A 22,146-nucleotide genomic window follows, 5' to 3' on the forward strand; every position below is an offset into this window, starting at 1 on the left:
TATTTTTCCCTATTGCTTACAACATCACTTGATTAGTCAATTGATAGTGTAAAAAAATTACTCTTGCGGTAATTCTTTTTTTTCACTATGCTTATGAACCTTCGTCATTAGCTCGTATAACATTTTCTGCTCTTCTTCATTTAATACATCATCAAAAAACGATGATTGAAATGCAAGCTGCTCTGGCAGTGCTCTCTCTAAAGCCGCTTCCCCTTGCTCTGTCAGACTAATTGTTTTCGTTTTCCAATCTTGTTTTCGTACAATATATCCTTCTTTTTCAAGACGTGTTAACATTCGAGAAATACCGCCTTGTGTAACAGTTACCTTTTCAGCTAACTCCATTTGTGTTAGTGGTTGATACGTACGTATTTGTAAAAGCACATCAAATTGAGCAGTCGTTAAATCAAAACGTTTTAAAAACTCATTTGACATCTGATTACTTTGGTTCGTAAATCGTATTAAACGTAACCATATTAATGATCCTATCGTATTATCACGCATGTTTGATCACTTCCTATCGTGAATCTTACTATCACTTTACTACGCAAGTGATAAAAAAGCAAGAGAAAACGTGAAAAATATCTCATTAGAGTATTGCATAAATAACGATAAGAAAGAATTCATGTTTAAATGAATTCTTTCTTATCGTTATTCTTAACTTTCCATTTCATTCATTGCTATATGTAAAGCGCCTACTGCTTTGGGCCAACCAACATAAAAAGCCATATGTGTTATTAATGCAATCATTTCATTTTCTTTAATTCCATTTTGTTTGGCCAGTCGCAAATGAAATGGTAATTGTTCTGTATTACCAAGACTGATTAATACCGACACTGTACATAAACTCCTTTCTCTTAATGTTAAAGTGTCATCTCGCCACACTTCCTCGAACAATATTTTTTCACTATAATGAGCAAATGCAGGTGCCTTTTCTCTCATTTTCTCTTGAATACAATATTCAATGGATTCATTCATCATTTCACTCCCCCTTCACTTTTACCAATTGCGCCAATCCTTGACCAAACGACCAATTTTCAGCGGCTGTCTCGTTAAGTGTAATAAAAATGTCTGCACTTTTTATACTAGAACATTCAGAAACCCTCAAAGATATTGACTGATACAGATCTCGTTTCTGTTTTATCGTTCTTCCCGGTCCACATGTAATAGAAACATAAATCATATTCTCTGTTCTCTTTTCTCCTCTTTCTAATAAATAATATGGATCATATAAAAAATGATTTTGTTGATAAGGTAAAAACATTTCAAAAAAATCATTTTCAGGGATGTTAAAATGTTTAATTAATGAAAGATGAATACATTCACCTATCTTTTTCAATTCTTCTTCATTTAATATATTTTCATGATAATAAACGTTCACAAAAGGCATATATTTTCATTCCTTTTTCTTAATTTAACTTCAACATATTTTCATCGTGAAATGTACAAAACCTCATATACTGTAGTACCTTTATTCGTTATCATATCAGGCTTTTCTTCATAAAAATTAAACTTACTATATCCCCATTTATCTGGATTATATACTATTACATTGCCTAAACAATTCTCTACCTTTTGATCCACAATGGTAGATTGAGTCCCAATCAATGATTCACTTTGAGAAATACTTCCTTCATATTCAACAACATATCTACATTTCTTAAAATCATTTTTTAAATTAACAACTAATGGAACACCTATATTTATTTGTTGCCACCCAAACGATTGTAAAATATTATCGTAATACCCTTCAAAAATAAATTTATTCATCCCTTCATGACCATTCCAAATATATATAGGTGCATAACAGTTATAGAAATTTCCGTCCTTATCTGCCTCAGTAATTAAATAAGCTTTAAAATTCAGGTCTTGAAAACCATCCGTTTTATACCCATTATCCTTTACCCTTTTCTTAATAATCTCCATATCATAATCTTTCGGCAAAATGACCTTATATTGCATTCCAATCATGTTTATCACTCACTTTCCCTCTTATATACACAATGATAAACCGATGATTGACTAACGTAAAATAGGTATAAATTATGTTTGGTATCATTTATAATGATATCGTATAAGGGGCTGTGATAAATGGAAATAAATGATCTTATTATATTCAAAACTGTGGCTAGCGAAGGTTCTATTAGTAAAGCTGCGAAAGAGTTAGGATATGTTCAGCCAAACGTAACTGAGCGTATTAAAAAATTAGAACAAGAATTAGAAACTCCTTTACTACATAGAGATAACAAAGGCGTTTCCTTGTTACCTTCTGGGGACATTTTATTAGACTACACGAATCAAATATTAACTTTAGTAGAAGAAGCAAAAGATAAAATTAAAACGAGTGGTTCTTCTTATATAATAGCGACGTCACAATCTATTTTGACCAATTATGTAAGTAAGCGTATTAAAGAAAATTTCAGGAATTATCAAATATATGTAGAAAATAGTAGTCATTTGCATAAATTACTGCAACAACAAAAAGTTGATATGGTCATTACTTATGAAGATGATCCCAATGCTGCTTTTAAAAAAGTATTTACTGCTTCCATTTCCGTAGGCTTATTACAAGCGAAAGGAGCGCCTATCATTGACTATTCAAAGGAACTCTTCTTCGTTAGTAATGACAAAAAGTGCCCTTTTAGAAATAAGACGATACAATTTCTAACAGATAATAATTTATCTCAACTTCAACTCCAACAATTAGATTCTTATTCGCTTATGGAAGAGTATATTCAGGACGGTAAAGGAATAGCCTTTTTACCGATTAAAAATGATAACTTAGTGCCCATTGAAGATGTTCCAATTGAGAAATTAGCTGTTCACTTTTTTACAAATCAAAACTCTTTAAAACAAATACCTAATGAATTATTTGATTAGGATAATATCTTTAAACTAACTAATTACACCCACCCATAAAAATCCCTCCTTTACGAATCTAAAAGAGGGATTTTCATATTCTATACAATTGATTTTTCACACATTTTGCTCCACTTCTGCACTTTTCTCCTTCTTATTCCGTTTCATATTCTTCAAACTCTTTACCGTTCCAACTAATCCTTTCGGGAAAACTAGCAATACGATAATGTACAATAACCCAAGAATAATCGTCCATCGTTCAAAAATCGGATACGCTGTAGCTAGTTCTGATAAATAATATTTCAGTGATTCAATAATTCCAGCTCCAGCAATTGCTCCAATTAACGTTCCAACGCCTCCAATCATCGTCATCAATAATGCATTTAATGTCATTTCAATTGAAAATACAGTTGTATTAACAAAGCGCAGTGTAATAACAAATAAACCACCACTAATCGCAGCTACTACTCCTGCCACAATACTAGCAATAATTTTATAATGAAGAACTTTATATCCTAGTGCTTCCACACGTTGCTCATTTTGTGAAATTGCCTTTAATACTTTTCCAATAGAAGATTTGGTGAAAAGACGTAACAGAACAAAAATGATAAGTAAACATATAAGTGTTACATAATAAAACGTAAAACGATCACGGAATACGTCTGGTACACCAAATGTAAAACCATCCCCTCCGTGAGTGAGCCCACGCCATTTTTCAGCAAGTACGAAAAACAACTGTGAAATAGCAAGTGTTAACATCGCATAAAAATGACTTTTCAGCCGCAAAGAAAGCAAACCGATTATATAACTAACGATTGCTGAAATGATAATTGCAGCTACTATCCCTATGAAAAAGTTTGTTATGGATACTCCTTGCCGATCAAATAAAAGCGCTACGCCATATGCTCCTATTCCAAAGAACATACAATGTCCAAATGATACAATTCCTGTATATCCAAGCAATACATCAAAACTCATTGCAAAAATAGCAAAGATGAAGATTTGAGTGAACAAAATTAACAAACTACGTGAATCATTTACGAATGGAAATACACTTAAACAAATGAGCATACATACTCCGAAGTATACTTTAATTCGATTTGATGTGCTGTTCACCATTTCACCCCTTTTCACCAACAAGTCCATTTGGCTTCACGATTAAGAAAAATAGTAACATTAACATATTGATTGCAAGTGATAAATCTGGTATAAAATACGCTGTAAAAGCACCAGCTAATCCGACAATTAAAGAAGCGATTGCCGAACCTTGTACGCTTCCTAATCCTCCAATGATTACTACTATGAAAGCTAAAATCGCATACTGCATACCCATCTCAGCGAAAATAACGCCTGAATACGGTGCTAATAAGAATCCTCCCAACGCTGCCATCCCTGCTCCTAATAAAAAGACGAAAGAAAATATCGCTTTTACGTTAATACCGAGCGCTTGAACCATCTCTTTATCCATTACGCCTGCACGTATCATAAGACCTATCTTTGTTTTTTTGAGCAATAATAGTAAGGCAATGTAAATGATGATCCCAATTAAAATAACGAATAAACGATATTTAATTAATATAACGCCTCCAAATGTAAAACTTCCTTGTAGCCATAATGGTAATTTTGCAGCAATTGGATTAGGTCCCCAAAATACTTTAATACATTCACTAAGTACAAGCATTCCTCCAAGCGTCACAAGAAGCTGGCGAACATGATTTCCATATACCGCTCTAATAAGAAATCTTTCTAAAATGAATCCAAGGAACATTCCCATAGCTATTGCCCCAATTAAAGCTAATACATAACTACCTGTCATATTAAATAGCCAAACACCTGTAAACGCTCCCCACGCAAATAAACCACCATGTGCGAAGTTTAGAACGCTCATTAAACCGAAAATCAGTGAAAGACCTGATGCTAATAAAAAAATGAGCATCCCTGTTGAAATCCCATTTACAAATAAATTAATTAACACATCCATCCTTCTCACCTCGGATTCATGTTAAGAGATTCCTAAATATTTATGACACATTTCCTTATCCTCTTTTAATTCATGCATAAAACCGTTATGAACAATTTTTCCGTTATCCATAATATAAAAGTAATCACCAATTTGACTAGCCATCATAAAATTTTGTTCAACGAGTAAAACTGTTGTTTTCTCCTTCATTTTCAAAATGGCTATCATTAACTTTTCTATCATAATAGGGGACAAGCCTTTACTCGGTTCATCAATAAGTAATAAACCATCACTATTAATAAATGCTCTTGAAATTGCTAACATTTGCTTTTGTCCTCCGCTTAATAGTCCGCTTTTTTTGTACCAAAACTGCTTTAAATCTGGAAATAGTTCAAGCATCCACTCAATTTTTTCTTCCGCTTCTTCTCCCTTTCCCCTAGCAAGAGCGAATGTTTCTTCTACTGTCAGATCGTGAAAAATACCTTGATTTTCTGGTACATACCCTATTCCTTTCCTTGAAATTACATGTGTAGATAATCCATTTACTTGTGTGCTATCATAATAAATTTCACCATGTGCAATATGATGAAATCCCATAACCGAACGTAATGTCGTAGTCTTCCCTGCACCATTTCTTCCAAACAGTACAGTAATCGTTCCTTTCTCAACAGCAAGAGATACCCCTTGTAAAATATGAAACTGATCTAAATACGTCTCTATATTATTCACTTGTAATAGTGCCACTATATAATCCCCCTAAATAAGCACTTTGTACTCGCTCATCTTTCATAATTTCTTCAGGCAAACCTTCAGCCAATAACTCTCCATGGAATAAAACGATAAGATGATCTGACAAACCTAGTACCATATCCATTTTGTGTTCAATAAGTACAATTGTACTCTCTGGATGTTTCTTAATATTTTCAATCACTTGTAAAATAGCCGGTACCTCTTCAACTGATATACCTGCGGTCGGCTCATCAAGCAGTAACACATCCGTTTTTAAAGCTAATAACATCGCAAGCTCTAACTTTCGCTTTTCTCCATGCGCTAAATCTTTCGCTAATACATGTTCTTTCTCCTGAAGTAATACTGTTTTTAAGAAACGTCTCGCCTCTCCAACTTGTTGCTTAAATTTTGCCGAACTTGGAAAAAAACTATAGTAATCTTGCACGAATGATTGAACACTTAAACGAACATTTTCAAGTACTGTTAACTCCGGGAATATATTTGTAAGTTGAAAAGAACGACCAATTCCTAATCGCGTTCGATCCGAAATTGATAATTTTGTAATCTCTTGTCCTTTAAAATATACTTCACCCTTCGTTGGAGAAATTTGTCCACTTAGTAAATTAAATAACGTTGTCTTTCCTGCACCATTCGGTCCAATAATGGAAATGAGCTTTCCTTTTTGTACTGTTAAATTCACATCTTTAATAACATGATGCTCGCCAAAAGATACGCTAAGATTTTTCGTTTCTAGCAAATGTGTCACAAAATCCCTCCCTTTAAAGCTTTAAGTATGAAGGAAATACGTATAAAGAGGGTGTGCCCCTCTTTATACAAAAACAACAGAAAATTCAGTCTATTTATTTTGAACTGGTGGTTCTGTCTCTTTCATCGTTAATTCTCGCTCTAATACTGGCACCGGATAATCAACACCATCTTGCTTTTTCAATGTGATAGAATACAGCGTCTGCATCGCTTGGTGATCCTTTTCTCTAAACTTCATCTTTCCTTTCGGTGTATCAAATTCCATTCCTTCCATTTTCTTAATTAATGTATCTACATCTGTATCACCTTTTGTTTTCTTTAACGCTTCTACAATAGAAATTGCTGCTGACATTCCCCCTGCTGTAAATAAATCTGGTACCGCACCATTAAATCGTTTTTTATGTTCTTCCACTAACCAATCATTCACCTTATTTTTCGGGAGTGTATGATAATACACGGAAAAACCTTGCATTCCTACTAATGCATCCATCGTTTTTAATGCTGGTATATCTGGCGCACCTGTGGAGATTTTAATACCTTGCGCTTCCACATTCATATCTTTCAACTGTTTCCAAGGTGAATTCGCCCCTGCCCAAACGATAAATAAATAATCTGGTTTTGAGCTAATAATATTTTGAATATTAGCTGTGAAGTCAGTCGAATTTGTATCTGCATATTGCTCGTTTACAATGTTCGCACCTAATTTTTTCGCACCCGCTTTAAATGCAGCAATCCCTTCACGACCAAAAGCGTTATCTGGGGCAAATGTCGCAATCTTTACATCTTTTTTCGCAATTGCTGCTGCTCCTGCAATCGCATCTTGTGAGGAACTTCTTCCAGTTCTAAAAATATATTTATTCCAGTTCTTCCCCGTAATACTATCCGCAACTGCCGGTTCTACAACCATAATCTTTTCATATTCTTCAGCTAATGGTAAAACCGCTAACGTATCACTTGAACTAGACGATCCAACTAAAAAATCAACTTTCTCTTCTTCTAATAACTTCGTAGCTTTTTTAACTGCTACATCCGCTTTCGTTTCTGTATCTTCTACAACAAACTTAATCTTTTTCCCATCTACTTTCCCAGTTCCACCAGTTGCATAGTCTAACCCTAATTCAAATCCGTTCACTGTTTGTTTTCCATACGATTCTAGCGGTCCTGTTATAGAAGCAAGGACTCCTACCTTAATCGTCTTGTCATCCTCTGTACTTGTTTTCTTTCCTGAACAAGCTGCGGTTATTAATAATGAACCTAAAACACAACCAGTAAACATCGTCTTTAGCCACTTACGTTTTTTCATCGACATTGTGATCCTCCCTATACTTTACTTTCTGATAGAATCAAACACGCCAAAATCCCCTGTCCGTAATCATGACTAACTAATTCAATAGATAATGGAAAACTCTTGTAGTACCCTCTACATTCGGCACAAATATATAATCACCTTCCTATGTAATGGAAACGGACATACAATCAATATATATTCTGCAATCCAATTGAAAATACTGTTTCATTTCAGTAATGACCATACAAAAAGACTAACTTATTTTTAAGTTAGTCTTTTCACCTTAATTAGAGTTAAGTTCTACTTTCTCTAACCCTTCAGCCAATTGTTTCTTATCTAGCCCTTCCCCTATTACTACTAAGTTCGTCGGGAAACCGAAGTCTTGTTCCAGTAAAGTTGGTACCCCAAATGAATATTGGAATAGATGCGGGTATTTATCTCCATGGAATTTCACAAATCCTTTTACACGATAAATACTATCTGGTAAATTTGAAAGCCATTCATATAAATTGTCTTGATCAATCGATTTCGTAAATTGATATGTCATCGTTTGTATATGTAAATGCTGTTTGACATGTAGTGTCTCATGTTCCCCATCATTCATAAATTCAGCTTCTTCTATATCTTCTAAAGATATATTACAATATTTTGTTTCAAACAATTTTGCATGATTATTTATTGCTTTCACGTCTTCAATTACTTTCTTCTTATCCGCATCTGTTAGTAAATCTGATTTATTAATTAAAATATGGCTACCAAATTTCATTTGCTCATGCAGTAGCTGTTGCACATTTGCACTTAATATACTTCGATTTAACCACCTTACTGCATCTAAAACGACTACTATTGATTTCACTTCTAAGAACGGTGCTAAAATTGGTGATACACATGCATCTAGTACTTCAATTGGATGTGCAACACCTGTCGTTTCTATATAAATGACATCTGGTCTTTCTTGCTGATATAACGAATGCAACTGTATTTCAAGCTCTTCTTTTAACGTACAACAAATACATCCTTTCAGAAGTTCCCTTAAAACATTCTCTTTTCCAATAATATCGGTATCTACCGAGTATTCACCAATTTCATTCATTAGTACTGCAACTTTTCTATTCTTCTTTTTCTCCGCTAACAACAAATTTTGTAATAACGTTGATTTTCCGCTACCTAAAAAGCCACCTAATATATGAATTTCTACTTTATTCATGTAATCGACCATCCATTTCTTTATTTCAAACGTATTCAAAGCGTAACAATTACGATTTATATTTATTATTTTATTAAAAGAGTAGTGATTTGTAAATATATCTTCACTGTTCGTTTACTTCATAAGCAACTCGAATTCCAGACTCTATTGCTCCTTGCATCCATCCATGTTTTAATGTCGTATGCTCTCCAGCAAAGTGTACCTTTCCAGATGGTGGTGTAATATACGGAAATAACTCGAGTTCTTGACCCGGTTCGAAAGCTGTAAATGCTCCGCAAGAATAAGGATTTTTACTCCAACTAAAAGATGTTCCAGTAACAAACTCACTATAGACGATGTCACCGTATATTTCTGCTAAATTTTTTAATGCGTAACGAATGCGTTCTCTATCCGGTAAACTATCCCATGTTAACGCCTCATCTGCCCACGTATAACTTGCTATAACGATAGCTGGTCCTGGAGTATGAATACTATAACTCGGATAATATGTAAACCGTATCGGTAAATCAGTAATAGATTTACCACCACACTGTCCCGCTTTCTCCCAAAATCTACTTTTAAACTCTATCGCAATTTTAGTCGCAGCAATATAATTTAATTCACGAATTGCTCGTCTTTTATAATAAGAGAATAGATTGTAAGGCTGAATTTCAACAAAACGTAAAGCTGAAAACGGGATCGTAACAATTGCAACATCACCTGTAACTATAAATCTCTCTATAGTTTGTTCATAGTTTACTTGCATCATCACTTTGCTATTTTCTTGTATAATTTTTTCAACCTTATACCGCATAAATATATTCTCATTTAACTGCGATAAAAATGCTTTTGGTAATGCATCCATCCCGCCCGTTATCTCATAATATTTCGTCGTTGAAGTAAAGAAGACCATTTCTCGTAATACTTCAATTAAAGACATTCCCATATACGCTTCCATATCAAGAAGTACACCGATCATATCTATTGCACCGTCTGAATAATATTCAGTTAAAAATGTGCCGAGCGAATATGCTTTATACTTTTTCTCAACAATACTCCAATTCTTATTAGGATTTTTCTTAATATACTTTAGAATCGGTTCTAATACCTCTAACATTAACTCTTCTGCCGTTTTACCTTTTTCCCTCTCTAAAATAGGATATCCAAGTATACTTGGATTTTTTTCGAATATGCTTAATCTCGTTTTAATATTATTCGTATAAATAATATCTGAAGCGGTTTTATTTATAAAAAGATGTAACGGTAATTTAAATTTACGAATGTAAGCTAAAGTTAACTTGTGTGTATCAGGAATTCGCATTGGTCCTGCATTAAAATATAAACCTCTGCTAAACGGTTCACGGATCGTATATATTCTTCCGCCTATTCGATTATTCGCTTCTAAAACTGTTATGTTATGACCTGCTTCTTTCAATAACGATGCTGCAACTAATCCTGAAATTCCTGCACCAACAATAATAATCTGTTTTGGCTCCTTCGTTTTAACGAGCCCCACATGAATAATATGGAGCATTCTTTCCATCGTTAATGGCTGCATCATGGCCTTTTCCCCTTCAATAAAGGATTTTATTGCATTATATTCGGTTCACTTACTTCCTATGTTTCATGCAAAGAATTGCACGGATACATTTTCAATTACTTGAATATCTTTTATAAAATGTAATAAACTAGATATGAATCTATAGAAGTAAGACGTATTATCTTACATAATAAAATCAATGAAATTGCGAGGAATTTTGAAATGAAAAAAGGTATTAACCGTGTTGTATTAGTCGGAACAGGAGCAGTTGGATGTAGTTATGCTTACTGCATGATTAACCAAGCTGTAGCTGAAGAATTTGTTTTAGTTGATGTAAACGAAGCAAAAGCTGAAGGAGAAGCGATGGATTTAAGTCATGCCGTTCCATTTGCTCCAGCTCCAACTAGAGTATGGAAAGGTAGCTACGAAGATTGTAAAGATGCTGACCTTGTAGTCATTACGGCTGGATTACCACAAAAGCCAGGCGAAACACGTTTAGATTTAGTTGAGAAAAATGCAAAAATCTTTAAACAAATCGTGCGCAGTATTATGGATAGCGGATTTGATGGTATCTTCTTAATCGCAACTAACCCTGTCGATATTTTAACTTACGTAACTTGGAAAGAATCTGGTTTACCGAAAGAACGCGTAATTGGTTCTGGCACAACACTTGATTCTGCTCGTTTCCGCTATATGTTAGGTGAGTACTTCAATATTGGTCCACACAACATTCATGCTTATATTATCGGAGAACATGGTGATACGGAACTTCCTGTTTGGAGTCACGTATCAGTTGGTATTCAAAAACTACAAACACTGCTTGAAAAAGACAATACGTATAATCAAGAAGATTTAGACAAAATCTTCATAAACGTTCGTGATGCAGCTTACCATATTATTGAACGAAAAGGCGCAACATACTATGGTATCGGTATGTCACTTCTACGCGTTACTAAGGCAATTTTAAACGACGAAAATAGTGTATTAACTGTTTCGGCATATTTAGAAGGTCAATACGGTCAAAAAGATGTGTATATCGGTGTACCTGCTGTTTTAAATCGCGGCGGTGTTCGTGAAATTTTAGAAGTAGAATTAAGTGAAGACGAAGAATTAAAATTCGATCACTCAGTTCAAGTGTTGAAAGAAACAATGGCTCCTGTTCTTTAATCATATATGTGAAAAAGCAATCCAAATTTTTTGGATTGCTTTTTATTTTGACTATCCCTTCCTTACGATAAATGTTAATATTATCCACAATAGAAAGGAGTGATTTCATGAATGACTCTTGGACAATTATAATCCTCTTATTGGCTGCTTCCTTCTTAATACTTTTCCTCTTCTTAATTATCAGGACTCTATTTCCGACTCAAAAATATGATAAAAACCTTGGATTCATACTACTTATTATATGCTTATTAACAATACCGATAAGTATCTTCCTTATCGGTGGATGGGCAGGTATGGGAATTGGCATAATCGCATTATTTCTTTTTATCGCTGTTATTATAGCTTTAATTGTAAATAAATTCCTTAAACTTCCACCCACTAAGAAAGAATAAAGTGAATCCTTTAATCAGTCGCTTTCCACCCTTACTATTGATTAACTACTGTCAATTAAGATTTTTCAGGATACAAACAACCGATCTATTCGTCCCTTGAAAACATCGGTTGTTTCCTATTATTTTTTAATCGATTCCTCATTATTTACATCAAGTACATCTAATAAAAAGATGAAGATTGGTATCCCAATAATAAGCCCCCATATTCCAAGGAAATGTTCTGAAAAAATGAGAATCATAAATGTATAAAAGATTGGTAAATTTGTTTTCGCAGACATAAACTTCGGGTTTAAAAAATAACTTTCAAGAGCATGGATGACTGTAATGAACACAAGTATGTACACAACGTATATAACTCCGCCTACGTTATAAGCAATAATACAAAGTGGAAATAAAGAAATAATCACACCTGCAACTGGAATCAACCCTAGTAGAAAAATCATAACAGCTAATACGAGAAGCTGCGGAAATCCTAAAACAATTAATGCAATAACAGTAAGAATACAATTTACAACCGCAATTAAAAACTGTGCTTCAATTACTTTACCGAACGATCTTGCAAACCTTTCGCCAAAATATGCAATCTCCTCATAAAAAATCTTTAGCTTACTCTCTTTAAATTTAGAAGTAAAGGTAATAATACGCTCTTTTTCTAATAAGAAAAATAAGCTTAATATGAGAGACAATAATATTTGTAAACTTACCTTCCCTATATTTGCTATCGATTGATAGATGACATCTACACCTTGTTCTATATACTTTGATACTTCCATTCCGTTAATTGTCGAAAGTGCATATTTAATGATTTCATTATCAGGCGGGTTTTGAAAAAACAATTTAAATTGATAAATCAATTGCGAAATTTGTATCGTTAACACAGGTAAATATTTATACAATGTCGTGCCAATAAAGGAAACTAATATGATATACAAACAGGCGATAACAATTTTCCGGTTCACTTTCAATTTCTTTGAAATAAAACGTTGAAATCGATCCATTAAAAATGTCAGTATAAACGTAATTAATATTAAGTTGATCATACTTTTTAATCCATATAATACAAGCGCTACTATTATTAAAACGAGAAACCGTTGAAACCCTCTACTTCGAAAAAAATTTTTCACTTCATTCATTAAGATTTAACCTCCCCCTTCAATGGATGGAATTTGAATATACTACATTTTATGAACTTCTATAGACAATCTTTCTTACTAATTAGGAAGAATCCTTTTTTTCTTTTTATATTGTTAGATTCTATTTATATTAGCTCACCTACTTACTTCAGTTGAGCTCTTTTTTTCGTTTAACCTTTTACAATTTAGGTGGTTTTCTATTTTTAGACTGCTGCTCATACGCATATCCAATATTGAGCAGTTCCTTCTCACCGAATTGCTTCCCGACAAACACTGCACCTACTGGCTCTCCATTGTTATCATATCCTGCTGGCACCGCTAATTCTGGATAGCCAGCTACAGCGGATAGAAGAACTTCCTCGTTGTTAATCATAACTAAAGCGTCTAAACCCTTTTCTACTAAATATCTATCTAGCTCTTTTTTTGCATTTGCTTTGCTAACATTTCTTTCACTTGATTATACGTTAATCCTGAATTTTTATTTAAACGCTTTACTTCCTCAACATCAGTACCTACCACTGTATATTTTTTCTCATCATTCATTTTCCTAATTCCCTTCTCAACGGATTATTTCTTATATTTCTTCCCTAAATGCGCATAAATTAACACCACTACAAAAAAGGAAGCTGTTCTTAAGCACAGCTTCCTTCTCGTTACATATTGTATTTCTTAATAAAATTTCACTACATCTTCAGTAGGCAAGAACGTTCTTTCTGCTGGTTGTTCGTTTGGTTCACCAAATGGCATTTGACCTACTAAGCTCCACTCTGCTGGAATGTTCCAAGTTTCTTTCACTTCAGCATCTACGATTGGGTTGTAATGCTGTAATGACGCCCCAATTCCTTCAGCAGATAATAACATCCACACAGTATGTTGTAACATCGCATTTCCTTGATGAGACCAGAACGGGAACTGCTCTTTATATAATGGTGCGTTTTCTTGCATTTTTTCTACAGTTGCTTGATCTTCAAAGAATAAAACTGTTCCTACACCTGCATGAAAACCTTTTAGTCTTTCTACAGTCGCTTCAAAGTTTTCTGCTGGTACGCGGGCTCTTAATGTTTCTTTCACAATATCCCAAAACTTTTCATGCTCCCCATCCATTAATACAACCATACGACCACTTTGCATATTGAAAGATGTTGGTGCGTGTAAAGCTGTTTTTAGCACTTCTTCAATTCTTTCTTTCGTAATTGCATCATTTTTTGTTACTTTACGAATGGAACGGCGGTTCACGATTGCTTCTTTTAAGTTTGTTGTAGTTGCTGACATTTTAATTCCTCCAAATGTTTGTTTTATAATTTATTTTGTTATTTCATAACAAGCGAATTAGCAATATCCATCGGTATTACATTGCATACCTTCAAATGAATTTGTTTTATCCCTTTCAATTTCTTTATCAATGACCCTTTCTAGTGTTTCTTTACTAGCAAGCCCTTGAATGATTTCATCTCCAATCATGACAGTTGGAACAGCCATAATATTCGCTTCATCATATGCGTGCTGAATTGCTTCTTGATGCTTTTCCTTATATTTACGAGTTACTAAAGCATCTTTAAATTCCGCCTCAGGAAGTCCTACTTCTACCGCTAATTTTGTTAACACATCAATATCTTCAATGTTTTGCTCTTCTTGGAAAAATGCTGTGAATACGCGGTGATGATACTCATTACCTAGTCCACGTTCTTTCGCAAATTGACACCCTTCGAAAGCTAAATGTGTATATGGATGCGGAGAAACACGTGGCAAACGCATATCAATTCCTAACTTCTTCGCTGTCGGAAGAATGAAAGCATCCCATGAACCTAATTTTTCTGGCTCATTCCATGGATCTATTTTTGAATATGGACTTGGACGTAATTCAAATGGCATCCATTCAATTTCTACATCTTTCTCTTTCGCTACTTCATCTAATGGACCTTTTGCTAAAAAACAAAATGGACATATAAAATCTGAGTATACTTTCATTTTTACAGTCATAACTTTTACACCTTACCTTTATGGTTGTAACTATATAAGTTACATTAATATTAAAAAAATATAAATATGATTTAAGCATTCATTTTTTCTTGCAAAGTTTCAAACAGCTGCCCCATCGTAATATTTCTCAAAACTTCTTCCATTGCGGATTGTGCTTGAATTAAAATAATTTCTAACACCGCTTGAATATTCGCCCCAATTGGACAATCTGGATTCGGTTGCTCATGAATGTGAAATAATTTATCCTCTTCCACTACATTCACTGCATGATACACATCTAACAATGTGATTTCATGTAAATCCTTTAGTAAACCTGCGCCACCCGGTCCACGATTTACGTAAACAAAGCCAGCTTGTTTCAAGTACGACATCATTTTACGAATGACTACTGGATTTGTATTGACACTCTCAGCCATATAGTCTGAAGTACAAAGTGAAGATGGATTGTTTTTCAAAATAGATAAAATATGAACAGCTATGGAAAAGCGGCTACTAATTTTCATCGTAATCACCACCTCGATGTAATCATTATAGTTACAACCAAAAAATAAGTCAATCCTTTTCACATATTTTTTATAAGTAAATTAAAAAGTGTCCCATTATAATATACGAGACACCTCTTTTTATTCTGCAAATAGCGCCTGAAATTCTTCAATAAATAGCTGCACAGCGATTGAAGAATCCTTTAATGAAGGAACAGCTAAAGCAATTTCTCTCCATACTTGCGGTTCCAATTCTCTCGTTTGCACATTCTGTGGTAAATTCGTTAAAGATAATTCAGCTAATATTGCAATGCCTAATCCTTCTTGAATCATATTTAAAGCTGTCGTAACTGTCGAAATTACATACTCAGCCCGAAGTAGTACGTTTGCTTGTTTAAACATATCGATAATGGGTGGTTCGTATCCGCCCTTACATAATATGATCGGTTCATTCTCCAAATCACGAATTGTAATAGCATCCTTCTTGCAAAGAGGATGATCCTCTCTTAAAATAACAACCATTTTCCCCTTCGTTAATGGAACAATCTCCATCTCTTTATTAGGTAAAATAACAATCCCTATATCAACAACCCTCGATACTAACCAATCTTCAACTTCTTTAATCGTTCCTTCACAAAGAACGACTTCTAAGTTCGGATACTTCTCCTTAAAGTGGTTTATCATTTTCGGTAAGAAATGTGCAGAAGCACTCGGAAAACTCCCAATTCGAATCGTCCCCACTTCGTGTCCTTTCTCCATCGCAACTTCTTGTTCAATCTTCTCTACACCGTTCAAAATCTCTCTAATATGTACAAGAATTCTGTTTCCTACATCCGTAACGAGTAATCCTTGTCGTTTATCACGTATAAGAATCGTAACTCCTAACTCTGACTCAATACTTGAAATCGCATGACTTACAGCTGGCTGCGTCATATTTAACACCCTGGCAGCCTTCGTAAAACTACCTAACTCAATAGTTTTTATTAATACTTGTAGTTGTGTAATGGTCATAACTAATCGCTTATACTCCTCATAAAAAAGATTCATTTTATTTATTACAGTCGATATCATATCATAGTGAAATGAATAACATCAAGGAGGTCTTACAGTGACACAGCTTTCTCGAACTAAGACGGCCATCATCCTTACCTTTCTCGTTTTCATGTGGGGAATCAATTGGCCTTTATCTAAGTTTGCCCTGCATTATACACCACCCGTTTTATTTGCAGGCGTTCGAACTTTAATTGGAGGATTCATTTTACTCCTGTTCGCATTACCGAAATACAAAGAGTTACACTTAAAAGAAACTTGGCATTTATACGTTATTTCTTCTTTACTTAACATCATTATATTTTACGGATTACAAACTGTCGGCCTTCAATATATGCCTGCTGGTCTATTTTCCGCCATCGTATTTCTACAACCCGTTTTACTTGGTATTTTCTCGTGGATATGGCTTGAAGAATCAATGTACGGTTTAAAAATTTTCGGGCTTATACTCGGATTTATTGGCGTAGGTGTTATTAGCTCTAGCAGTTTAACTGGACATATTTCTATTATCGGGATTCTTCTCGCGATAGGATGCGCTATTGGCTGGGCACTTGGAACCGTATTTATTAAGAAGACTGGGCACCGCGTTAATTCCATTTGGATGGTAACACTGCAACTTATTATTGGCGGACTTTGCTTAATTGGATGTGGATCAGAGTTTGAAAGGTGGTCTAGTATCGCTTGGAGTATGCCGTTTGTTAGTGTACTACTCTTTATTTCATTCTTTGTTATTGCAATGGGGTGGCTTGCATACTTCACACTCGTTGGAGCTGGTGAAGCAAGTAAAGTTGGAGCTTATACATTTCTCATTCCTCTAATCGCTATTATTGTAAGTTCAATTTTCTTACATGAAGCCATTACTATTAGCTTATTCATCGGACTATTATTTATTGTAGTGAGTATTTGTTTCGTAAATATAAAGCCGAAAACACTTGCTGTAGGGCAGCGGATTGAAGTGAAGTAAATTAACATAAGAAGGAGCCTACTGATTGTAGGCTCCTTCTTATCGTTATTACTTATTTTTTACGACGTACCATAAAAACACACGTACCTACCGAAGATACAATCGCCAAAATAGATAAAACAATTGCTATCAATTGCATATTACTAGTACCTTCATTCTTTTCTACATTAGATACTTCACCATGTTCTCCTGTTAATGACGTACCTTTTGCAATTGTAGTAAGTGAATGCGGTTTTTCAGCTTTCTCATCGCCTGTCCATTCAACAATTTCTCCGTCTTTATATTGTTGATATGCATCCCAAGCTATTTTTTGTTCTTTATCCGGATTTTTAGCGACGAAAGTAAACCGCTGGAACTGACCAGGTAAAATCCCTTCTCCTGTTGCTTCCCATACTACAGTTTTCACTTTTCCAGCATTATCTTTTTGCTCTTCCACTTTCCATCCTGGCACTGGTTCATACTGTTGGAACTCTACTCCAGATGGTATTTTCAGTGTAACTTTTGTTGTTGCTATATTCTTTTCAACTGGTACTTTTATCGTGTAAGTCTCCCAAGAACCGATGTCAGAAGTTGCTGGCTTCACAGTAACGTGCGCACTAACAGGTAACGAAAAAATTCCCATTGCAATTACTGTTGCGATCATTGTTGTTCCTAATTTTTTTATACGTTTCATTTTCAATTAGCTCCTTTTTATCTATACCTACTCTTTATCCCGCTATTTGCCGGGTAGCCCAATTGATGAGGGCTGCTTAAAGTTTCACTCTATCTGCCACCTACAATAAATTTATAATCCGTATCGAAGCTATCAAGCGATTTCGTTAATCCATGTACTTGTATATTCCAGTTGCCTGTCATGTTAATATACATACCTTCCGCTTCATATTCTCCTGGTGAAACGGCGGAAACTTTAAATGAACCTTTTCCCATGTTCATATCTAATGATTGCGTAGTTAAAATAATTTGCTCCATATCGGTAACAGGTTGTCCTTTCTCATCCTTTAAAGTAATATGGAATGTATTTTGTCCTACTTTATTAGGACTTACATGTAAAGTAAGTTCATATCCATTATCTAATTGTTTACTCTCTGTAAAAGGTCCAGTAGGAGGCATCGGTGGTGTTTGTACGTTTGTCATAAAAGCTACGATTACGAAAATGATAATTCCAATGATAAACTCTACCTTCACCGTAGCACCTAATCCTTGCTCCGCTCTCATTTTCCCTTTCACATAATGAATAATTCCCAATATCCCCATGAAAACGAATAAAATTATCTTTACTAATAAAGCTAATCCATACTTCGTATCAAATAACGATTGGATTGTTGGAATAAAAAATGTACTGTTAAAAAGACCTGTTATGAAAATTACAATGACAGCACATGTTGCCCATGGTGAAAAACGCTTAATCATATCCCAATACATATTCCACTTGTTATCCTCATTACGTAACAGAAGAATAATGGACGATAAACCACCAATCCATAATGAAGCTGCGAATAAATGTAAAAAATCCATAACAACAGCAATATCTTTAAACTTTAAACCATATGCGTGACTATTACATGCTTTCATAACAAGTATCCCGATAAACAATATTATTGGAATACTCCACACTTTAAACGACGAAAGCTTCTCACGCTTCATCGCAAAATACGTAACGATTATAAGCGAACTAATTAGAGCCATTTGAGTAATCCATACATAACTAAAAACAGAAAGCTGTAACGTTTCTTTTAATAGTAAAGGATTGAATGCTTCTAGCCATGAAACATCCGCATTTATTTTCGCTTGCAATGGTAGATTAAATAACAAGCTAATCAATATACCAAATAAGGAGATCCATATTATGTTCTTACTCCTTGATCGGACCGAAGTTGCATTCCCTTTATACATAATAAGATTAAAGAATAGCACTCCTATAAATAATGAGAAACTTGTATATAAAATTCCACGTTCCATAATCATATCGATTTGTGGGACGTAACCCATCTCTTCCACTTGTATACCGTCTGCTTCCACTTCTGCTAATCCAATACGGAATGGAATAACTCCTTGAATTGGATGGCCATCAGCTGAAATCACTTTCCACTGAATAGAGTACAGACCGTTTTTTAAATTTTCTTTTAACCCTGCTTCTAATAACTTTTTGTTTTTCTTATCAATATGAGCATCTTTTAAATCTACTCTTGTACCTGATGTATCTCTCACGTACAATGTATTAAAACTTGAAACTTGTATGTCCTCATCGAACTCGATTTTCACAACAGACGGTGCTTTCTTCAATGTTTCATTTTCAGTAGGGTTTGATTTCACAACGTATGCATGAGCAGATGCACTTTTCGGTATCAATATAATAAGCACACATGCAAGTAATAGCCATGTCCCTACCCTTCTCATTACTTTCACAATCATTTCACTTCTTTCTTACTCATCGCTCTATTTTCATGCCTTTAACTTCCTAAGTTTAATTCTCGGGCAAAATATTAACCTAATTAAATATAAATTTCTATACAGTATAACTCTTTATTTCTCTCTCACCTCTAAACTTCTAATAAAATAGTAACTACCTGTATAGATACAACTTACATTTTTAAAGTCGATTGTTATTATATCATAAAATATATTTATGTAAGTTCCTGAAGAAGAAAAGTTATCGTGAATCATTTGTGAAGAAATTGTGAAATACATAAATAAAAAGATGTTACTTTATTACGTAACATCTTTTTAAAAATATCTTTTTTCTATTTCTCTTCCGGATAATCACAATACTCTATGATTGTTCCCTCTGTATCCGCTGGGTTAAGATAGATTAATCTTCTGCCATGTTTATTCATTCGAAGTGTATGCTCTAAAGTTCGAATTCCTTGTTCTTTCAATTCCTCTAAAGCTACATCTAAATCATCTACTCGATATGCAACATGATGTACACCTTTACCTTTTTGTTTAATGAATCTGGCAATTGGTGACGTCGTATTATTCGTCGGTGCAAGTAATTCGATTCTATCTCCATCCACTTCAAGAATGGCTACTTCGCTTTCAACACCAGGTGCCTCACTTACGTAACGATCTATTAATGTTCCTAACAATACCTTTTCATAAAAGCTTATCGTACTATCTATATCGCGCACTGCGATGCCGATGTGATCAATTGTTTTTTTCATTTTATTTCCCCTACTACTTTATTTTCTCTCATTATTAATAGTAACAAAAAAAGTTATAGAAACAAGTTCTATAACTTTTTTATTTAACCTATTTTCTTATCCACACTAGCTGCTGGTTGAACCTGATTTTTTGCTTTCACAATGCTAATGACATACCCGATCAATCCGCCAATAAGTGCTGGTAAAATCCACCCTAACCCAACTTCATGCATTGGAAGTATTTTAGTAAGAAAATCATTTACTACTGCTAACTTCATACCAGCTGCATTCAATCCATCGAACACACTTACAATAAATGTAATTAATAAGCTACCTTGATACACTTCTGCTCGTCCTTTAAACAATGGATGAAGGAGCGTTAGGAAAATTAAGACGATTGCTAATGGATAAATCGCGATTAATACAGGAACAGAAATTGCAATTAATTGCGTTAAACCTACATTCGCAACAACTGCACTGAACACTGATAAGATGATTGCTATCTTTTTATACGAAACATTCGGGAATAGTTTATGGAAGAATGAAGAACACGCTGAAACAAGTCCTACACTAGTCGTTAAACATGCTGCTGTAACCATAATCCCTAATATAATTCCGCCGTATGACCCAAAATAATAGTTTGAAACTTTTGCTAATACTGCACCACCATTATCTAAATGACCAAGTTTTGCAACACTTGAAGCCCCCATAAATGAAAGTGCTGAATAGATCATTGCTAAAATAGATGCAGCAATCAATGTTGCTTTTGCACAAACAATCATAATGTCTTTTTTTGTTTTTGCGCCCTTTTCTTTAATCGCATTGATGATGATAATACCGAATACGAATGAAGCCAACGTATCCATTGTTAAGTAACCTTCTTGGAATCCTTTAAAGAACGCATGTGATGTATATGCCTCTGCAGGTGCTTGCATTTCTCCCATTGGATGAATAAAAGCAAATACTACTAAAATCCCAATAAACGTTAATTTAATTGGCGTTAAGATTTTTCCTACAATATCGACAATTTTCGCGGGATTTAGCGAAAAAAAACAAGTAATGCTAAAGAATATAATTGTAAAAAGAATGAGTGCTGAAGAACCCATAGCTTCTGGTACAAAAGGCTTCATACCAATTTCATAAGAAACGCTGCCTGTTCTCGGAATAGCGAATAGTGGACCAATCGCTAAATATAAAACTGTCGTAAATACAATGCCGAACACTGGATGTACACGACTTGCTAACGATTGTAAATCTTCTTTACCTGAAATTCCAAATGCTAATACCCCTAGCAACGGTAAACCTACACCTGTTACTAAAAATCCTGCATTAGCAATCCAAACATTCTCTCCTGCCGATTGACCAAGCATTGCTGGGAATATTAAATTTCCTGCCCCGAAAAATAGTGCAAATAACATTAAACCAATAACAACTATGAACGAAAACGGTACTTTATTCGTCATAATATAACCTCCATTCAAAATAACCTATGTCATTTCCAATTTTAACTAATT

Annotated in this window: 25 protein-coding genes and 1 pseudogene; 4 read left to right on the plus strand and 22 right to left on the minus strand. The window is 34.3% G+C overall.

Annotation, left to right across the window (positions count from 1 at the left end):
• Positions 1-57: 57 nt before the first annotated feature.
• The 4 genes from ACTFNE_RS13600 to ACTFNE_RS13615 all read right to left on the minus strand — a co-directional run bounded on the left by ACTFNE_RS13600 (position 58) and on the right by ACTFNE_RS13615 (position 1,968).
• On the minus strand, positions 58-501 hold the full coding sequence (locus tag ACTFNE_RS13600; RefSeq protein WP_001205526.1) for a MarR family winged helix-turn-helix transcriptional regulator: 444 nt from the start codon (positions 499-501) through the stop codon (positions 58-60).
• 153 nt (positions 502-654) lie between these two features.
• Positions 655-978 carry a carboxymuconolactone decarboxylase family protein gene (locus tag ACTFNE_RS13605; RefSeq protein ID WP_046197654.1) on the minus strand — a complete coding sequence of 108 codons (324 nt, stop codon included), beginning with the start codon at positions 976-978 and terminating at the stop codon, positions 655-657.
• A 1-nt stretch (position 979) separates the two neighbouring features.
• Entirely contained in the window at positions 980-1,387 is a 408-nt protein-coding gene (locus ACTFNE_RS13610; protein ID WP_001117244.1) for a tautomerase family protein, read from the minus strand.
• Positions 1,388-1,428: 41 nt separating this feature from the next.
• Entirely contained in the window at positions 1,429-1,968 is a 540-nt protein-coding gene (locus ACTFNE_RS13615) for a DUF4865 family protein (RefSeq protein WP_046197778.1), read from the minus strand.
• A gap of 120 nt (positions 1,969-2,088) precedes the next feature.
• On the opposite strand from ACTFNE_RS13615, the gene ACTFNE_RS13620 reads away from it, so the two are divergent.
• On the plus strand, positions 2,089-2,877 hold the full coding sequence (locus ACTFNE_RS13620) for a LysR family transcriptional regulator (RefSeq protein WP_046197655.1): 789 nt from the start codon (positions 2,089-2,091) through the stop codon (positions 2,875-2,877).
• Between the two features lie 96 nt (positions 2,878-2,973).
• Here ACTFNE_RS13620 and ACTFNE_RS13625 read toward each other — a convergent pair whose 3' ends face one another.
• From ACTFNE_RS13625 to ACTFNE_RS13655, 7 genes are all read right to left on the minus strand, one after another.
• Complete coding sequence (locus ACTFNE_RS13625) at positions 2,974-3,927, minus strand: branched-chain amino acid ABC transporter permease (RefSeq protein WP_046197779.1); 954 nt, start codon at positions 3,925-3,927, stop codon at positions 2,974-2,976.
• 49 nt (positions 3,928-3,976) lie between these two features.
• The gene (locus ACTFNE_RS13630; protein ID WP_046197656.1) at positions 3,977-4,837 is read right to left on the minus strand and encodes a branched-chain amino acid ABC transporter permease; all 861 of its coding nucleotides are present in this window, start codon (positions 4,835-4,837) and stop codon (positions 3,977-3,979) included.
• 21 nt (positions 4,838-4,858) lie between these two features.
• Positions 4,859-5,560 carry a branched-chain amino acid ABC transporter ATP-binding protein gene (locus ACTFNE_RS13635; RefSeq protein WP_046197657.1) on the minus strand — a complete coding sequence of 234 codons (702 nt, stop codon included), beginning with the start codon at positions 5,558-5,560 and terminating at the stop codon, positions 4,859-4,861.
• Positions 5,538-6,311, minus strand: coding sequence for an ABC transporter ATP-binding protein (locus tag ACTFNE_RS13640; protein ID WP_046197658.1), 774 nt, complete (start codon positions 6,309-6,311; stop codon positions 5,538-5,540). The genes ACTFNE_RS13635 and ACTFNE_RS13640 overlap by 23 nt, the downstream gene beginning before the upstream one ends.
• Positions 6,312-6,401: 90 nt before the next feature.
• The gene (locus ACTFNE_RS13645; RefSeq protein ID WP_000061991.1) at positions 6,402-7,619 is read right to left on the minus strand and encodes a substrate-binding domain-containing protein; all 1,218 of its coding nucleotides are present in this window, start codon (positions 7,617-7,619) and stop codon (positions 6,402-6,404) included.
• Positions 7,620-7,881: 262 nt separating this feature from the next.
• Positions 7,882-8,805, minus strand: a complete 924-nt coding sequence (locus tag ACTFNE_RS13650; RefSeq protein ID WP_052737303.1) for a CobW family GTP-binding protein — start codon at positions 8,803-8,805, stop codon at positions 7,882-7,884.
• A gap of 103 nt (positions 8,806-8,908) precedes the next feature.
• Entirely contained in the window at positions 8,909-10,345 is a 1,437-nt protein-coding gene (locus ACTFNE_RS13655; RefSeq protein ID WP_046197660.1) for a flavin monoamine oxidase family protein, read from the minus strand.
• A 201-nt stretch (positions 10,346-10,546) separates the two neighbouring features.
• On the opposite strand from ACTFNE_RS13655, the gene ACTFNE_RS13660 reads away from it, so the two are divergent.
• Entirely contained in the window at positions 10,547-11,491 is a 945-nt protein-coding gene (locus ACTFNE_RS13660; protein WP_000715326.1) for an L-lactate dehydrogenase, read from the plus strand.
• Positions 11,492-11,598: 107 nt separating this feature from the next.
• Complete coding sequence (locus ACTFNE_RS13665) at positions 11,599-11,883, plus strand: YesK family protein (RefSeq protein WP_046197661.1); 285 nt, start codon at positions 11,599-11,601, stop codon at positions 11,881-11,883.
• Positions 11,884-12,002: 119 nt separating this feature from the next.
• On the opposite strand, the gene ACTFNE_RS13670 is transcribed toward ACTFNE_RS13665, so the two are convergent.
• From ACTFNE_RS13670 to ACTFNE_RS13700, 7 genes and pseudogenes are all read right to left on the minus strand, one after another.
• Entirely contained in the window at positions 12,003-13,016 is a 1,014-nt protein-coding gene (locus tag ACTFNE_RS13670; RefSeq protein WP_001006583.1) for an AI-2E family transporter, read from the minus strand.
• 178 nt (positions 13,017-13,194) lie between these two features.
• Positions 13,195-13,455: pseudogene (locus ACTFNE_RS13675) on the minus strand (amidase family protein); the annotation flags it as partial.
• On the minus strand, positions 13,428-13,559 hold the full coding sequence (locus tag ACTFNE_RS13680; RefSeq protein ID WP_046197663.1) for a hypothetical protein: 132 nt from the start codon (positions 13,557-13,559) through the stop codon (positions 13,428-13,430). The gene ACTFNE_RS13680 and the pseudogene ACTFNE_RS13675, both read right to left, overlap by 28 nt.
• A 126-nt stretch (positions 13,560-13,685) precedes the next feature.
• Entirely contained in the window at positions 13,686-14,288 is a 603-nt protein-coding gene (locus ACTFNE_RS13685) for a nitroreductase family protein (protein ID WP_001277028.1), read from the minus strand.
• A gap of 57 nt (positions 14,289-14,345) precedes the next feature.
• Complete coding sequence (locus ACTFNE_RS13690; RefSeq protein ID WP_046197664.1) at positions 14,346-14,996, minus strand: DsbA family oxidoreductase; 651 nt, start codon at positions 14,994-14,996, stop codon at positions 14,346-14,348.
• 71 nt (positions 14,997-15,067) lie between these two features.
• The gene (locus tag ACTFNE_RS13695) at positions 15,068-15,499 is read right to left on the minus strand and encodes an Rrf2 family transcriptional regulator (RefSeq protein ID WP_000704088.1); all 432 of its coding nucleotides are present in this window, start codon (positions 15,497-15,499) and stop codon (positions 15,068-15,070) included.
• 120 nt (positions 15,500-15,619) lie between these two features.
• Complete coding sequence (locus tag ACTFNE_RS13700; protein ID WP_046197665.1) at positions 15,620-16,489, minus strand: LysR family transcriptional regulator; 870 nt, start codon at positions 16,487-16,489, stop codon at positions 15,620-15,622.
• Between the two features lie 97 nt (positions 16,490-16,586).
• Here ACTFNE_RS13700 and ACTFNE_RS13705 point away from each other — a divergent pair, with 97 nt between their 5' ends.
• Complete coding sequence (locus ACTFNE_RS13705) at positions 16,587-17,492, plus strand: DMT family transporter (RefSeq protein WP_046197666.1); 906 nt, start codon at positions 16,587-16,589, stop codon at positions 17,490-17,492.
• Positions 17,493-17,544: 52 nt separating this feature from the next.
• Here the strand turns inward: ACTFNE_RS13705 and ACTFNE_RS13710 are convergent, their stop codons facing one another.
• The 4 genes from ACTFNE_RS13710 to brnQ form a co-directional block, all read right to left on the minus strand.
• Positions 17,545-18,165: a YcnI family copper-binding membrane protein gene (locus ACTFNE_RS13710; RefSeq protein ID WP_046197667.1), complete on the minus strand. Its 621-nt coding sequence runs from the start codon at positions 18,163-18,165 to the stop codon at positions 17,545-17,547.
• Between the two features lie 89 nt (positions 18,166-18,254).
• Positions 18,255-19,904, minus strand: a complete 1,650-nt coding sequence (locus ACTFNE_RS13715) for a copper resistance CopC/CopD family protein (RefSeq protein ID WP_046197668.1) — start codon at positions 19,902-19,904, stop codon at positions 18,255-18,257.
• A gap of 329 nt (positions 19,905-20,233) precedes the next feature.
• The gene (locus ACTFNE_RS13720) at positions 20,234-20,653 is read right to left on the minus strand and encodes a VOC family protein (RefSeq protein ID WP_000750862.1); all 420 of its coding nucleotides are present in this window, start codon (positions 20,651-20,653) and stop codon (positions 20,234-20,236) included.
• Between the two features lie 83 nt (positions 20,654-20,736).
• Positions 20,737-22,095 carry a branched-chain amino acid transport system II carrier protein gene (brnQ, locus tag ACTFNE_RS13725; protein ID WP_000182722.1) on the minus strand — a complete coding sequence of 453 codons (1,359 nt, stop codon included), beginning with the start codon at positions 22,093-22,095 and terminating at the stop codon, positions 20,737-20,739.
• Positions 22,096-22,146 lie beyond the last annotated feature (51 nt).

The sequence above is a fragment of the Bacillus cereus group sp. MYBKT111-2 genome (genome assembly GCF_051915205.1).
Taxonomy (GTDB): Bacteria; Bacillota; Bacilli; order Bacillales; family Bacillaceae_G; genus Bacillus_A; species Bacillus_A paranthracis.

Bases quoted from the DNA above. Each gene is read 5' to 3' on its own strand.
- ACTFNE_RS13715 (WP_046197668.1), bottom strand. From the start codon at position 19,904: ATGATTGTGAAAGTAATGAGAAGGGTAGGGACATGGCTATTACTTGCA.
- ACTFNE_RS13610 (WP_001117244.1), bottom strand. From the start codon at position 1,387: ATGCCTTTTGTGAACGTTTATTATCATGAAAATATATTAAATGAAGAA.
- ACTFNE_RS13700 (WP_046197665.1), bottom strand. From the start codon at position 16,489: ATGACCATTACACAACTACAAGTATTAATAAAAACTATTGAGTTAGGT.
- ACTFNE_RS13650 (WP_052737303.1), bottom strand. From the start codon at position 8,805: ATGAATAAAGTAGAAATTCATATATTAGGTGGCTTTTTAGGTAGCGGA.
- ACTFNE_RS13710 (WP_046197667.1), bottom strand. From the start codon at position 18,165: ATGAAACGTATAAAAAAATTAGGAACAACAATGATCGCAACAGTAATT.
- ACTFNE_RS13670 (WP_001006583.1), bottom strand. From the start codon at position 13,016: ATGAATGAAGTGAAAAATTTTTTTCGAAGTAGAGGGTTTCAACGGTTT.
- ACTFNE_RS13645 (WP_000061991.1), bottom strand. From the start codon at position 7,619: ATGTCGATGAAAAAACGTAAGTGGCTAAAGACGATGTTTACTGGTTGT.
- ACTFNE_RS13615 (WP_046197778.1), bottom strand. From the start codon at position 1,968: ATGATTGGAATGCAATATAAGGTCATTTTGCCGAAAGATTATGATATG.
- ACTFNE_RS13690 (WP_046197664.1), bottom strand. From the start codon at position 14,996: ATGACTGTAAAAATGAAAGTATACTCAGATTTTATATGTCCATTTTGT.
- ACTFNE_RS13685 (WP_001277028.1), bottom strand. From the start codon at position 14,288: ATGTCAGCAACTACAACAAACTTAAAAGAAGCAATCGTGAACCGCCGT.
- ACTFNE_RS13695 (WP_000704088.1), bottom strand. From the start codon at position 15,499: ATGAAAATTAGTAGCCGCTTTTCCATAGCTGTTCATATTTTATCTATT.
- ACTFNE_RS13655 (WP_046197660.1), bottom strand. From the start codon at position 10,345: ATGATGCAGCCATTAACGATGGAAAGAATGCTCCATATTATTCATGTG.
- ACTFNE_RS13620 (WP_046197655.1), top strand. From the start codon at position 2,089: ATGGAAATAAATGATCTTATTATATTCAAAACTGTGGCTAGCGAAGGT.
- ACTFNE_RS13680 (WP_046197663.1), bottom strand. From the start codon at position 13,559: ATGAATGATGAGAAAAAATATACAGTGGTAGGTACTGATGTTGAGGAA.
- ACTFNE_RS13660 (WP_000715326.1), top strand. From the start codon at position 10,547: ATGAAAAAAGGTATTAACCGTGTTGTATTAGTCGGAACAGGAGCAGTT.
- brnQ (WP_000182722.1), bottom strand. From the start codon at position 22,095: ATGACGAATAAAGTACCGTTTTCGTTCATAGTTGTTATTGGTTTAATG.
- ACTFNE_RS13630 (WP_046197656.1), bottom strand. From the start codon at position 4,837: ATGGATGTGTTAATTAATTTATTTGTAAATGGGATTTCAACAGGGATG.
- ACTFNE_RS13665 (WP_046197661.1), top strand. From the start codon at position 11,599: ATGAATGACTCTTGGACAATTATAATCCTCTTATTGGCTGCTTCCTTC.
- ACTFNE_RS13625 (WP_046197779.1), bottom strand. From the start codon at position 3,927: ATGCTCATTTGTTTAAGTGTATTTCCATTCGTAAATGATTCACGTAGT.
- ACTFNE_RS13605 (WP_046197654.1), bottom strand. From the start codon at position 978: ATGATGAATGAATCCATTGAATATTGTATTCAAGAGAAAATGAGAGAA.
- ACTFNE_RS13720 (WP_000750862.1), bottom strand. From the start codon at position 20,653: ATGAAAAAAACAATTGATCACATCGGCATCGCAGTGCGCGATATAGAT.
- ACTFNE_RS13600 (WP_001205526.1), bottom strand. From the start codon at position 501: ATGCGTGATAATACGATAGGATCATTAATATGGTTACGTTTAATACGA.